Annotated in this window: 12 protein-coding genes and 1 pseudogene; 5 read left to right on the top strand and 8 right to left on the bottom strand. The window is 64.7% G+C overall.

Going from position 1 to position 13,403, the window contains the following annotated elements:
* Positions 1-35 precede the first annotated feature (35 nt).
* From QH470_RS07605 to QH470_RS07585, 5 genes are all read right to left on the bottom strand, one after another.
* On the bottom strand, positions 36-494 hold the full coding sequence (locus QH470_RS07605; RefSeq protein WP_280271562.1) for a pyridoxamine 5'-phosphate oxidase family protein: 459 nt from the start codon (positions 492-494) through the stop codon (positions 36-38).
* Between the two features lie 1,730 nt (positions 495-2,224).
* Positions 2,225-2,986 carry a bestrophin-like domain gene (locus QH470_RS07600; protein WP_280271561.1) on the bottom strand — a complete coding sequence of 254 codons (762 nt, stop codon included), beginning with the start codon at positions 2,984-2,986 and terminating at the stop codon, positions 2,225-2,227.
* 215 nt (positions 2,987-3,201) lie between these two features.
* On the bottom strand, positions 3,202-4,065 hold the full coding sequence (locus QH470_RS07595; protein WP_280271560.1) for a TIGR03619 family F420-dependent LLM class oxidoreductase: 864 nt from the start codon (positions 4,063-4,065) through the stop codon (positions 3,202-3,204).
* Positions 4,062-4,457: a MerR family transcriptional regulator gene (locus QH470_RS07590; RefSeq protein WP_280271559.1), complete on the bottom strand. Its 396-nt coding sequence runs from the start codon at positions 4,455-4,457 to the stop codon at positions 4,062-4,064. The genes QH470_RS07595 and QH470_RS07590 overlap by 4 nt, the downstream gene beginning before the upstream one ends.
* A 116-nt stretch (positions 4,458-4,573) precedes the next feature.
* Complete coding sequence (locus QH470_RS07585) at positions 4,574-5,959, bottom strand: FAD-dependent oxidoreductase (protein WP_280271558.1); 1,386 nt, start codon at positions 5,957-5,959, stop codon at positions 4,574-4,576.
* Between the two features lie 364 nt (positions 5,960-6,323).
* Here QH470_RS07585 and QH470_RS07580 point away from each other — a divergent pair, with 364 nt between their 5' ends.
* Positions 6,324-6,668, top strand: a complete 345-nt coding sequence (locus QH470_RS07580) for a VOC family protein (protein WP_280271557.1) — start codon at positions 6,324-6,326, stop codon at positions 6,666-6,668.
* Positions 6,669-7,501: 833 nt separating this feature from the next.
* A complete protein-coding gene (locus QH470_RS07575) occupies positions 7,502-8,386 on the top strand; it encodes an HNH endonuclease (RefSeq protein WP_280271556.1) in 885 nt (294 codons plus the stop codon).
* Positions 8,387-8,539: 153 nt separating this feature from the next.
* On the opposite strand, the pseudogene QH470_RS07570 reads toward QH470_RS07575, so the two are convergent.
* Positions 8,540-9,440 (bottom strand): annotated as a pseudogene (locus QH470_RS07570) (Shedu immune nuclease family protein).
* A 209-nt stretch (positions 9,441-9,649) separates the two neighbouring features.
* On the opposite strand from QH470_RS07570, the gene QH470_RS07565 reads away from it, so the two are divergent.
* Positions 9,650-10,066: a PPOX class F420-dependent oxidoreductase gene (locus QH470_RS07565; RefSeq protein ID WP_280271554.1), complete on the top strand. Its 417-nt coding sequence runs from the start codon at positions 9,650-9,652 to the stop codon at positions 10,064-10,066.
* Positions 10,067-10,163: 97 nt separating this feature from the next.
* Positions 10,164-10,502 carry a hypothetical protein gene (locus QH470_RS07560; RefSeq protein ID WP_280271553.1) on the top strand — a complete coding sequence of 113 codons (339 nt, stop codon included), beginning with the start codon at positions 10,164-10,166 and terminating at the stop codon, positions 10,500-10,502.
* A gap of 48 nt (positions 10,503-10,550) precedes the next feature.
* On the opposite strand, the gene QH470_RS07555 is transcribed toward QH470_RS07560, so the two are convergent.
* Positions 10,551-11,486, bottom strand: a complete 936-nt coding sequence (locus QH470_RS07555; RefSeq protein ID WP_280271552.1) for an oxygenase MpaB family protein — start codon at positions 11,484-11,486, stop codon at positions 10,551-10,553.
* A gap of 133 nt (positions 11,487-11,619) precedes the next feature.
* Here QH470_RS07555 and QH470_RS07550 point away from each other — a divergent pair, with 133 nt between their 5' ends.
* Positions 11,620-12,285 carry a TetR family transcriptional regulator gene (locus QH470_RS07550; protein ID WP_280271551.1) on the top strand — a complete coding sequence of 222 codons (666 nt, stop codon included), beginning with the start codon at positions 11,620-11,622 and terminating at the stop codon, positions 12,283-12,285.
* Here QH470_RS07550 and QH470_RS07545 read toward each other — a convergent pair.
* Positions 12,263-13,303, bottom strand: a complete 1,041-nt coding sequence (locus tag QH470_RS07545) for an acyl-CoA thioesterase (RefSeq protein ID WP_280271550.1) — start codon at positions 13,301-13,303, stop codon at positions 12,263-12,265. The genes QH470_RS07550 and QH470_RS07545 overlap by 23 nt on opposite strands.
* Positions 13,304-13,403 lie beyond the last annotated feature (100 nt).

Raw genomic sequence — 13,403 nt, 5'->3', positions numbered from 1 at the left:
ATCACCCCTCCGGCGCGGATGGTCCACGCAGGCGCCTAATGCCCGGCGATCTCCCGGCGCGGACTTTCCCGGAAATTCTCCTCGTCGAACAGCACCCACCGCTCGACCGCGATCTCATACATTCGCGACGCACAATCCGGCATGGCCTCGAGCACACCCGTCGCCCTCGGCCATCGCGCCGCGAACTCCCGCTTCTCCGCATCGATGCCGGTACCGGGCAATTCCACCGCCCGTCCCGTGAACGAGACGTCCCATCCCGGCAGCCCCAACTCCGCCGGCGGATCCGCCAGCACGGCCCCCGCGACGGCCGGGTTGCGCCGGATATTGTGCGAGTGCACCCGGTCAGTCCGGGAGATGAAACGCAACCGATCCGGGTAGAAGGTCGCCACGTACCACACCGTGCACACCACGGGCGTGCCATCTGGGCGCACCGTCGAGAGCTGCATCAGTCCGCCGTCGGCGATGTATTCCTCCAGCAATTCGCGTTCCCGCACGGTAGGCAGAGTAGTCCGGAGGTGCGTCGATCTCCCGCGGCGGAAATCTCGTCTGGCCACAGACCGACGCTTCCGTTCCGTGATGCGCGATGTGCCTGGTGCGAGATCCGGCTCAGACGGTCACAACTCGAACGCAAGCGGCAAATTTTCGCCGACTCGCCTCGGTTTGTGACCGCTGCGGCCGGACTGGCGTAGCGGCTGGGCGTGAGCAGCGACAGCGATCGACCGCCGCGAGGCTGTGGCTATAGGCGTACGCGGCGGACACTCGCGCGACCGCGGCTCGCTGCGGCGGCGACGACCAAAAGTGTCATGAGGATGACGGTGTTCAAGGGGTTGTGGTGTTCGGGAAGTGCGGGACTGGGCGGGCGCTCGCGGCGCGGTGCGGGCATTGCCTTCGGGTGTTCGGGGACGGGTGTCGGGGTGGGGGCGTTCACGACGGGCGACGCGACCGGTGGAGGCAGTGTGAGTGGCGGCATGAGTGGCGGAGGAAACCGAAGTGGCAGTTCCGGCAGTGGTGCGGACGGCAGCAACAGCAGGCAGGTCAGCAATGCGCTGCCGGTCATCGCGCTCCCTACAGCCGCACTGCCCAGAGCCGACCCACTCGAACCGGTACCCACCAGCCCGGGAACGAGACCGCTACCGAGCGCCGACCCCGAACTCCCCACACCGGACCCTGTGCCCACCAAGCCGGGAACGAGACCGCCACCGGCCGCCGACCCCCCAGCCGCACTACCCACTCCCGACCCCGCAGCCGCGCTACCCACTCCTGATCCCGCTGATCCGGGGCCTATAAGTCCCGGCATGAGACCGCTACCCGTCGCCGATCCGAGCAGCACAGCCGAGCTACCTGCGACCGCGCTACCGGCGCAGGCTGTCGCGACACGTCCGGTATCCAGAACGAGTGCCGCCACGGGATTTCCGACCTTGATCTCACCACGCTCCGCGGTACCGGGACGCTCGCCTCCGGCACCGGACACCTGGACAGGCGAACGACCACCCAAGCCGAGCGGTCTCTCCAGCAAGCGGCCCTCGACCCCTGGCATCGCACTACCGCTGCCCCCCAACACGCCACTCGGCCCCATCGCCGCACTGCCGCTCGAGCCCAGTACGCCACTCGCCCCCGTCTCCGCGCTGCCGCTCACGCCCAGTACACCACTCGGCCCCGGCTCCGCACTATCGCTGACTCCCGGCACGCCACTCGCGCCCATCTCCGCACTGCCGCTCGAACCCAGCACGAAACCGCTGTCCGTGCCCCGCACAAGACCGCCGCCAAGGCCCTGCGCGAGACCATCGGGCAAGCCGGGCACAAGACTCGCGTCCGCCCCCGTCACGGGGCCGCCGTTCATGCTTGGCGCACGACTGTCACTCGGACCCGGACCCGCACCTCCGGTAGGACCTGGCAGGGGACTCTCGTTCGAGCTGCGCACGGCACCGCGATCCGGCACAGCGTTATCGCTCATACCATGCGCCGCACCGTCATTCGGGCGCGGAACGGCGATGTCTTGTTCAGGGCCGGAGCCTTCTCCGGGGCTATGGACACCGGAGTCCCGCGCACCACCGGGTGCCGGTTCAGCACTCCCGCTCACGACTTCGTCGACCAACGGACGGATGTCAGTCGGCTCGGCTTGCGCATGGCCACACATCGTCAGCGAAGCCAAGACGGCTGTCGCGGCGAATGCTGCTGTGGCCGTGTGTTTGTCGACAAGCATCCCCACACCTCGCATTCGGCGTCAGTCGACGTGTTGATAGCGGGCCAGCGCCAGTTCGTAGGCGTCGCGCGGGACGATGGTCGCCCCGGAGAAGGGGCGGTCGAGGTTTCGGATTTCGAGCAGAATCAATCCCACCACCACACCGAGCAGCGCGATCATCAGCACGCTGCTGACGGTCGGCTTGACACCGGACAGCACCGGGATCACCAGCATCAGGATCGCACCGAAAACCAATGCGAGGAAGAGGAATCCGGGAACGCTGCGCCGGACGTCGACTTCTCGCTCGTGCCGGGCGTCCGCCACGTCGTCGAGCCTGTCGAGCACCTTGGAGCGCAGGTCTTCGACCTCGGGGTCCTCATGCGGCATCGCGTACACCGAATCGCGCAGGGAATCCAGGGTCTGCTGCGCGTCCGAGCTGAGCCGCCCCTCGTGCGCCATGCTGGACCACTCCGGTCCGGCGACCTGCTCGGTGTATCGCCGCACCAGCCCCTGGATGCGCTGATGCTCCGGCTCCGGCATCTGGTGTGCGGCCCAATAGGTCTCGACCAGCGCCTTCGCCTCGGACACCGTGTGGGTCTGCGCATTGTCGTACTGCTGCCAGCACAGCACCACCACGAAGGCCACCACCGCGACGAAGAAGTTCTTCACGACATCGAGCACCAGCTCACCGGCCGCATGCTCCTCGGTCTCCTGCCACGACACGGGCCGCAGCCGCGCGCCGGCGACGAACACCAGCACAGCCGCGACCGCGGCCAGCACCGCGACGATCAGCTCGGAAACCATGCTCCCCCTTCACACACCACATCCAGGCACGCCGTCACAACCAGGACAAGCCCGGCACAACGAAAGTAACTGCGGTCGAAAGATATTCGGCACGACCGACGACCCGGATGGGCTCGACACGGATCTCGGCCACACCCAGCCGAGATCTCGAGAGCCAACTCAGGAGAGGAGCTTCCCACGTAGCGCGGTATTGGATACGCTGTTATGCCAGGTACTCAACGATCCACAGCGAGACCGAATCTTGCTGCGAATTCCGACATCTGGTCGTGCTGCTCGGCGGCGTCGGCGCCCGCGAAGTTCACCACGACCCGATCCACCCCGTGCTCGGCGAGCTCCTGCACCCGCTCGGCCGACATGTCGCCGGCCCCCCAGCGCGTGTACTCCAGAACCGCGGGATCACGCCCAGCATCGACAGCGGCCTTGCGCGCCAACAACATCTGATGATCCCGTTCGTGCTCGGTCAACATGCCACCGGCGAAGTATCCGTCGCCCCTCGAACCGACTCGCCGCGCCGCCGCACGGCTGGACCCACCGACATGAATCGGCAGTTCGCGCACCCCAACAGGTTTCGGAAAGCTGCACAGCTTGTCGAAGGCGAAGAATTCACCGTGGTAGTCGACCCCGTCCGGCCCGCCGGACCAGAGCAGGCGCAACACGTCGATCGCCTCGTCCGCACGACGGCCACGGGTCGCGAAATCCACACCCGTGGCCTTCGCCTCCCCCGACAGCGTGCCGAGCCCGACCGTCAGCAGCCGCATCCTCCCCTTGGACAGGACGTCCACTGTCGCAAGACGTTTCGCCAACACGACCGGATGCCGGTACGGCAGCAGCAGCACTCCGGTGCCGAGCAGCAACCGCTGCGTCGCCGCGGCGACGAAACTCAGGCAGTCCAGCGGATCGAAGTACGGAAGTGTCGGAGGCAATTCGCCCGCACCGTACGCGGCGCCCGGGTACAGGGCGATGTGGTCCTGCACATACAGCGCCTCGAAACCGCAATGCTCGGCGTGCTGGGCGAAGGCCACCAGCCGATCCGGATCGGTGCCGTTGAAGGCCGTGCTGTAACTGATCGCGAATTTCACGACCGCTCTCCTCGTGTGGTTGCGTCCGCCGGATACGTGAACTCGCACAGCGGCTCCCCCAACTGGCCGCGCAGACGTTCCCGGACCTCGGCGAGCCTGCTCATAGCCTCGTCGACTTCACTCAATTTGCGGCGCAGCGACTCCACCGAGTCGGGGCACTCGTCCCCGCTGCGATACCCGGCGCGCAGGCAGGTGACGAACGGCCGAGTATCGGCGAGGTCGAACCCCAGCTCGAGCAGCGCCCGAATCTTCTGCACAACCTGCAATTCCTGCTCGTCGTACACGCGATACCCACTGCTCGAACGCGCCGGCCGCACCAGACCCTGCTGCTCGTAGTACCGCAACGCCCGCGTACTGATCCCGGCGCGACCGGCCAGTTCCCCGATCAACATGCAATCTCCTCGCTACACCGCTGCCACGACGCTAAACCTTGACGTTGATGTCAATGCAAACGATGCGCGTTCCCGGCATCATCCGGAGCTGGGCCCCTCGCAGCAACCTTTTCGGATCAGCGAGCCCGTACACCAGAGGGAGCCGCACCATGTGACTGGCGACCGCCACGACCCGTCAGCCCGATCGTGGCGGCGGCGACCCGCGGCTTCAGCATGTGCAGCGGGGACTTGTCCATATTCAGCACGTCGAGGAACGTGGCCGCGGCCGCCCGGTCGGTGGCGGCGGCCCGGAACACCCTGTCGGCACCCAGGTAAAGGAACGATTTCACCCACGGTGAGCCGACCGGCACCGGCGGCAACGTAACGTCGCTGACCTTCGTCAACCACCACGGCACCCGCAACATCCGCCCCACACGCCGGTAATAGCGGCGTGGCAGATCAGCGGTGCCCCGCCGCAGCACCTCGTCCAAAAGATCCGCGGTGACGGCCGCGACCGTCATGCCGCTGCCGTAGATGGGATTGAAACAGCACACCGCGTCGCCGATCGACAAGATGCCGTCCGGAAGTCGTTGCAGCAGTTCGTATCTGCGCCATACCGAGTGCTTGAACCGGTAGGTCGCCACGTCATCGACGGGCGTCGCGCGGCGAATCACGGGACCGACATCCTCGGGCGCGAACTCGGCGGCGAACTCGCGCAACGCATCCGGATCATCCGGCGGATGATCGTACTTCCCGACGCCGAACGCCGACAGCACCCACGTCTCCCCTTCTTGCGCGGCGAACCCGAACCCTCGGGTCCGGCTCGGCGTAGGCCCGACCAGAATGACCCGATCGCCGCCGACCGCATCCAACGGAAGATCGAAATGGCAAGTGGCGTAGCCGATATCGACGGGAACCCGGTCCTCGCGCGGCCGCGGATAGCCCAGCTCCGAGAGCCAGGCCCCCACCCGCGTACCGCGGCCCATCGCATCGACCACCAAGTCGGCATCGATCGACTCCGGTTCCCCCTCGGTCTCCCGGCGCATCACTCGCACACCGCGGACACCAGCATCGGAGGCGAGCAGGCCGGAAACAACGGCATCGTCGCAGATGGTCACATTCGGCAGGGCTGCCACCCGGGCACGAACATGCGCCTCCAGGAACGGACGGCTCGCCGCGACCGAACTCCGGCCCGTCGCGGAGCGGTGCAGAACGCGACCGAAGAAGACCGCCCGGAAATCATCGAACGCGCTGAATGCCTTGGCCCCGTCCGCAATCAACTCCTCGACCAAGCCCGGAAACCGCGTTTCGGCGATGTCCGCGGCACGCATCAGCAACCCGTGTGAATGCCGCCCCTGCGAAACTCCCCTGCGCCCATTGCCATTGGGCGTCAACCGATCCCGCTCCACCACGGTCACCGCCGCATAGTGATCGGTCAGCACTCGGGCCGCGAACAAACCGGCCATCCCGGCACCGAGAACCACCGCATGATCCCCGGCGCGTCCGCCGTCGGTCCGCCTCACGATATCCTCCTCGCCACTGCGGCAGCGCCTTTCACGTGCGTACCCGAGCCGTCGGGCAAAGCAGGGCGGACGCTACTCCTCCAGGCTGGGCGGCGCATCCGCCCGAGAGTGCACCGTGCCCCTCTCCTCACGGAGAGCCGGCTCCCGCTGGGCGATTCACGGCCGTCCGCAACAACTGGTCGAACGGACGCCTGAACAGCATGGAGTAGCACAACCACGCGGTGAGCCTCGGCGCGCCGGGGAGTTCACCCGCCGTTCCGATGGGCATCCGATCCCTGATCGGTCAGGAATCGAGAAGCCCCGAGCAATGCCACAGCCATAACGTGTGAACCAACGAAGTTCCCACAACACAAGGAGCCCGACGATGGCGAAGAAACTCGACGCGATCCTCTACCCGGTAACCGACCTAGAAGCCGCAAAGGCCCAGTTCACCGCACTTCTCGGCACCGAACCGGCCGTCGACCAGCCCTACTACGTACACTTCGAGACACCCGACGGCACAGCGGTCGGCCTGGTCCCGAACGGCCAACAACGCGGCATGACCGGCCCCACCCCCTTCTGGACCGTCGACAACATCAACACCCAGGTCAACGCCCTGATACAGGCCGGCGGCAAGGTAACCGAGGATCCCCACGACGTAGGCGGCGGCAAACAGGTAGCAATCGTCGCCGACCCCCAAGGCAACATCATCGGCCTAGCCCAGGGCTGACCACCTGATTCGCTGCTCGGCGATCGGGCGTCCGCCACAGCTCCTGAACCGGCGGACGTTCGATTTCCTCAGCTCAGACGTCGACACGAGTCACGCGGCACGTCATATCGAGTCAGCAATATGAGCAGAAACGGCTCAGAGGGCACCGAGGTGATACGGCGGGCACATGGGAAACAGAGTGGGCGATGCGTGCGGGCCGAGACCCCAGTGTGGGCATGCTCGGCCTCCACGACCACAGCACCGGGCCGATCGCGAAGCGACTGATCCCGTACCTGATCCCGCACCCGGCCGTCACCGTGGTACTGCATCTCGGTGGCGGTTCGCTCGCCGTGGAGGACACCGACGGTCGGCAGCAGCGCGGCACAGTATCGTCGGCAGACTCAACGGTTGCCCCATTCGCCTGCGCAGCAGCCACATCGAGCGCGTCGAACTGCGCGTCTCGCCAGTAATCGCGCAGGCCGTGCTGGGTGTCTCCCCCGGAGAGCTACACCGCACGGTCGTCACCATCGATCATCTGTGGGGCCGCGACGCGACACGAATCCGGCAGCAACTGGACGAGGCCATCTCCTGGGAAGCTCGATTCGCTGTGGCGCCCGATTGGCCTACCTCGCGATCGGGCACGCACGTGTCCCGCAGTAGACCATACGAATGTCACCACCGTCCCACGACATCCGTTGAAGCCGACCTGGCGTGGAGCCGATGGGCAATCCCTTCCGAACACGACGATGCGATACGACACCTCCCTCCGATGCCGTTGGTATCTAGTCGGGACGCACTGTTCTGGTTGAACCCAAAGATCAACATGACCGATCCGAACATGGCACACTTCACTCGTGGACAGCACCGGTGAGGCCATCCTGCGTGAGGCGATCTTCGAACACCTCAGCGCGTTGACCCGCGACACGGGCGTCGTGACACGAAATCAGTTGTGGGACTTCACAGTCAACGGCGAAGTTCATCGCCTCATCGACCGCAGCCGCGGTATCCGCAACCCGGCATATCTCGAAGCGACGCTATCGATTATGTCGGATCCGAACAGTAGGTACAGCGACGAAGAACTCGACGACTCCCTTTTTGCTTATGCTTACAGGGAGGGTAGCGTTCAGGGAGACAATCGAAAACTTCGCCGCGCGTACGAACTACGTTCACCGATAATCCTGCTTCGCAAGATTGCCGACGGCTTCTTCGTTCCAGTCTTTCCTGTCTACGTCGTCGGAGATGATCCAGAAAATCGTCGATTCCTGATCGGCCTGGATCGAAGCTTATTGGCGATCAGCGATCCCTTGCACCTTCAACCCCTCGAAAAGCGATACGTAGAAAGAATTACGAGACAACGTCTACATCAGCCCGAATTTCGAGGGCGAGTGCTGATGGCCTACGAATACCAGTGCGCCGTTTGCAATCTGAATCGAAGCAAGCTACTGGATGCCGCACATATCATTGCCGATGGTGAGTCCAATGGAACGCCAACAGTCGACAACGGCTTGAGCCTCTGCAAGATTCACCATGCCGCGTATGATGAAAACTATTTGGGAATCACGCCGGATTACGAGGTGCGAATCAACAGCGAGTTATTGGAGGACAAGGATGGCCCCATGCTTCAGCATGGACTTCAAGAGATGCACGGAAGACCACTATCCGTCCCGAGTAAACGCAAATATCAGCCCTCTAAGGAACGCCTTGCCGAGCGTTTCAGCAAGTTTCAGGCAGTAGGCTGAGATAGCGTGAAATTCGAGTAGTACACTACAATTTGTCACGTACTCGGGGCCAACCCAGCAGCCCATTCGGCGCGCGCTAGCAATTCGTCGAATGTTAGCACCTCGGGTTCTTTCAAGCTGGTTCTATACAGTTCGAAGGAGCGCACCTTGCCCTCATTCTCGCCTCCCCCCACGCCCCGGAGCGTATGCCAGGTTTCCGATCACCAGGAACGAACGTGGTCGAAAGACATACGCATACTGCGTAGGAATATTGCTACCATCCTCGGCCTTGGCCTGAAGGCAGTCTCCGAACTGCCTTGCGGCAGCATGCACAGTTCCCTGGACCTGCGCCACACCTCCAGTGAGCTCCGCCGAAGGAGCCCAACAGCCAGAACGGTATTTTTTTCCCGATGATGTCCTTTTTATGCGTCTTTATCTCGGCAAACACCGTCGATTTGATACGTCCGGATGTCCGAAGAAGAGCGTCGGCGCGCTTACCGACCTGCGACACGGACGAACCGGTCACGATCTTTTCCAACTTGCCAGCATCCCAGGAAGTCAGAAACTGGCCCGTCAACGATGCTCCGAAAATCCATGGATTATCCTCGAAAAACTTCTGCCAGACCCGCTCGGCACCTTCTCCGGGGATTGCCTCTGATTCTTCCTCGAAGAAATCGTCGTCGACCAGCAGGCGACGAAATTTCTCGACTTGAGACTTTCGGTGCGCCAGCGCGATCACATCTCGAGCAGATATATCATCGGCAATCAGGTGCCGAAACAACTCTGGAAATTTTCGATACGCCGCAATTCGTTGACTTTCCTCTTTGTCTACTGTCTCGAACCCGAATGTATCGCCGAAGACTTCTATCAGGTCGCGTGCGATGGTTCTGTCAATCTGCAAAGACTGGCTGCTCTTACGATTCGAAATGCGCTGCTGCGAGCCGAAGGTCGACAAGTGGAGCAAGGTATCGCCTGCGCCGTCTTCAATGACTTGATATTCACACTCGACACCCTTGTTGAGCTTGTGCGCCCTGATCTTCTGCGAATTCTGCAGTATTTTTAGAATACGAGCCATTGCCTGATGTGTCCCTAGACCATTTAAACCAGCTGAACCCTCCGACTACTGGTCGATTGTTATGGACATGCGCCCAGCTGTCAACCAGAGGCAGAAGCTGGCGTGTCGCTTCGACAACGTGCCTGATTTCGTCTCCGCAGCCGTCAATCCGAAACACGAGGCATGCGACGAGTTGACCTCAATCATGCTCAAGGTTCTACGCTCGGGTCATGCCATTTACCGAAGTCGAACGTAGTTACCTGTCCACCCAGCGCCTAGGCCGCCTCGCCACCGTCACCCCCGCCTCCCACCCCAACCAAGTCCCCGCCGGCTACCGCCTCAACCCCGACGGAACCATCGACATCGGCGGGCCAAACCCCAACGCCCAGCGGTATCGCAACGTTCGGCAGAACCCGAACGTGAGCTTTGTCGTCGATGACATGACGCCCGATGACCCGGCGGAGGTGAAGCCGGGGTGGGGGCGGGGGGTCGAGGTTCGGGGGGTTGCGGAGATTGTGAAGGTCGAGGAGATTCCGGTGAATCCGGAGTGGTTCTGCGATGAGGTGATTCGGGTTCATCCTCGGCGGGTTCACAGTTGGCATATCGATCCGGCGAATCCGGATGGGGAGTCGCGTAACGTCTCGTAGGTGCTGTGGGGTGGGGTCAGGGTAGACCCTGAGCCGCCGTCATCCCTCGGGCCCATTTATCCCCCGTACTGGTGCTAGCCCCCGTGACCTTCCCGCGGTGATGAACGAGACTGCTGGCACGGCAGTTGAGTTGGAAGGATTCACCTTGTTATCGATAACCAGGCGCACTCTGGCGCGGGTGGCCGTGGCGGGGGCGGTTGTGGCCGCTCCGCTGGCTGTTGTTGCTATTCCGGCGCAGGCCGATGCGGTGGGCGAGCCGGACGTTACCGAGGCTCACGGCGGTCACGGGCACAACCCGTGGGATCGGCCGGGGCTGTGGGATAACCCGTGGGATCGCCACGACGACTGGAACGACTGGGATCGTGATCGTCGGCGCAACCACCCGGGTAACGGGTGGCGGCAGGCTGTGCCTCCGGGGTGGCTCGGCAGCAGCTGATTCGGTTACGCGACGGCCCAGTACCCGCACGGGTGCCGGGCAGTCGGCCTACGTGCGGGATTCCGCCTGTCCGGCGGGAGTGAACGATTCCAAGCCCATCCTTCGGTATTTCGCGATGAGCTTTTCGTAGCGGCGGCGGTTGCGAACCAGCGGGGTGTCCGTAACCGTGGCCGGCAACCAGCGGTAGGCCAGTTGGAGCGCCGTAGTCATCGCCCGGTACTCGCGCTCGTGGCGGCGGGTCCAGGTGATCGGCATGCGTGCGCGGACGCCGGGATGCATACCACCGCAGCCGAGGATCGTGATCACGTGACGAATCGCGGGTGCGCCGAGGCGCCAGAGCGGTTCGGCTGCCGGGGGCAGGAAGTCGGGGCGGGGCGCGCGGCGGATCGCGGCGGTTGCCGCGTCCAATGTGGTTGTGGTGGTGAGCTTTTCCTCGACCATGCGGTCGTAGTGGGCGGCCACGTCGCGATAGTCCTCGAGCAGGCGCGAGCGGCCCGGTAGCTCCAGTCCGGATACCTTGGCGCGGAAGTGATCCCAGATCGCTTGATTGTCCGCGGCCGACAGCCGCTCACCCGTGACGGCGAGAAATGCGGTGCGCTGCACGAAGAACGACGAATACAGGACCCAGTTCCAGGTCTCCGGATTCAGCGCCGAGTACCGCTCGCCATCGGGTCCGACGCCCTTGACGTCGCGGTGCAGTCGCAGCAACCGCTCGGATTCGGCGAGCCGGTCGGCCTCCTCGCCGTGGAACACCATCTGGTCCGACGCGGTGGTGCGGATCGCGCGGGCCCACGGCTCGTAGCGCACCCGGCCGGTGTTCTCCAGCGCGGCCGACACCGGGGGCAGCATCGTCTGGTCGTACAGGCCGACGCCGAAGAAGCGGAGAAACACCGAGCCGCTCACGCGCTCGAACCGTTTCACGACCGCCGAGGTGCCCTCCCGCGGCGGCGCGGACGACTGCTGCTGGGTAACGGGGCAAGTCATCGGAGAGAACTCCCTTGTTCCGGCATCCGCGCTGCTCCGGGGCCGCGAACGCCATGTCCGGCTATTCTGGTGCACTGCGGCACCAAAGTTGTCTGGTGTCAGCGTGCACCAGAAATGTGAGATGGTCAAGGTCATGAGCGACGAGACCGATCGGACCTACGGCGGGGTCGGCGCGCGGGAACGTCGTGAGCGCCGCCGCGCCGCGCTCTTGGACGCCGCGCTGGATCTACTGGCCGAGGGCGGGGCGGGCGCGGTCACCAAGCGGGCGGTCTGTGCTCGTGCCCGGCTGAACGACCGCTACTTCTACGAGCTCTTCGCCGATCGGGACACGCTACTGGAGGCGCTCGCCGAGGACGTCACGTCGCGGGGCATCCACGCCGTCGTCGCCGCGACGCTCGCCGCCGGGCCGGACATCGACGTGCAGATCCGCGCGGCCGCCGCGGCCGCACTGGATTTCCTGGCCGCCGACCCGCGTCGCAATGCGCTGCTGCTCGCGAACAGCACCGAGGTGCTGCAGCGGGCGCGGGTGCGTACGCAGCACTCCATCGCCGATGCCATGGCGGCGGTCGCCCGGGAACTGCTGATCACGCCCGCCCCCGACCCCCGCGATATCGATCTCACCGCCTACGTGCTGGTCAGCGGGACGCTGGAACTCGTCGGCGCTTGGCTGCGCGGCGAATTCCGCACCGACCGTGCCCATCTGGTCGACGTCATCGCCGACCTGCTGACCGCCGGTGTCACGAAAGCCCGAGGCCTGCACCGAACTCCGCCGCACCCTACTTCGCAGCAGGCACCCTGAAGTGGCTCGGTTCCGCGTCGACAGGAACTGCGGTCGCGAGGGTGAAAGGCTCGACCAGGGACCGCAATTCGATGAGGTGCCGGGCGTGCGCGTCGAGCAGGTGGTCCTCCTCCGACTCCGGCTGCCACTGTTTCACCGGCCGCGCCTTGCCGTCGTCGTCCACGGCGACCACGACGGCGAGCCCGTGCGCGGCGAGTTCCGGTATGTCGGAAAGGGTTTCGGTCGCCGTCACGTGGACGCTCATGTGCATGCTGCGCGGGCCGGTGTGGATGAGCCGCGCGGTGATCTCGACCACGTGGCCGATGAGAATGGGCCGGTAGAAACGGATTCCACCGAAATAGGACGTAATGACGTGCCGCCCCGCCCAATCCGCGCCGCAGACGCACGCGGCCTCGTCTATCCAACCCATCGTGCGGCCGCCGTGCACCTTTCCGCCCCAGTTGATGTCCGAGGGCGCGGCGAGGAAACGCAGTGTGGCACTGGGCCCGGTCCCCGCCGCCGTGTACTGCTGGGTGGCCATGGCCTGCTCGATCTGCTTGCGCACCGAGATTCGCGCGCGGGCTTGGCGGTGGCGCTCGAGCTCCAGGATCGTCGCCGGATCCCATTGCGGCACTTCGGCGGGACGCTTGTCGTCGTCGACCGCGACGAAGATCGTCAGGCACTGCGAGGTCTGGACCGGCTTCACTCGCGTGGGATCGGTCGAGTAGACGGTGACCAGGATGTGCATGCTGGTGCGGCCCGTGTGGACGAGCTTGGCGTGCAGCTCGACGAGTTCGCCGGGCACGATCGGGCGGTCGAGGTGGATGTTGCCGACATAGGCTGTCACGCAGTAGCGGCCGCTCCACTGAGCCGCCGCGGCGTAGGCGACCTTGTCGATCCATTCGAGCAGCCGACCGCCGTCGACGGAGCCGAGAATGCCCGCGTCGGCGGGTTTGACGAGGAACCGGTGAATCGCCTCCGACCGACGGCCGGCCGAGGCCGGGCTCGGGACGCTGGGCGCGAGTTGTGCTGAGGGCAAGGGTGTCACTATCCGTTCGGGCAGAGGTTCGCTTCTCTGACTCCGTTGTCGCGAAGCACCATAAACACGCTGGAGGTTTACGGGCGAGTAGCCGACTTCC

The sequence above is a fragment of the Nocardia wallacei genome, from assembly GCF_029868745.1.
Classification (GTDB): domain Bacteria; phylum Actinomycetota; class Actinomycetes; order Mycobacteriales; family Mycobacteriaceae; genus Nocardia; species Nocardia wallacei_B.
This window is presented reverse-complemented; position numbering and strand designations above follow the sequence as displayed.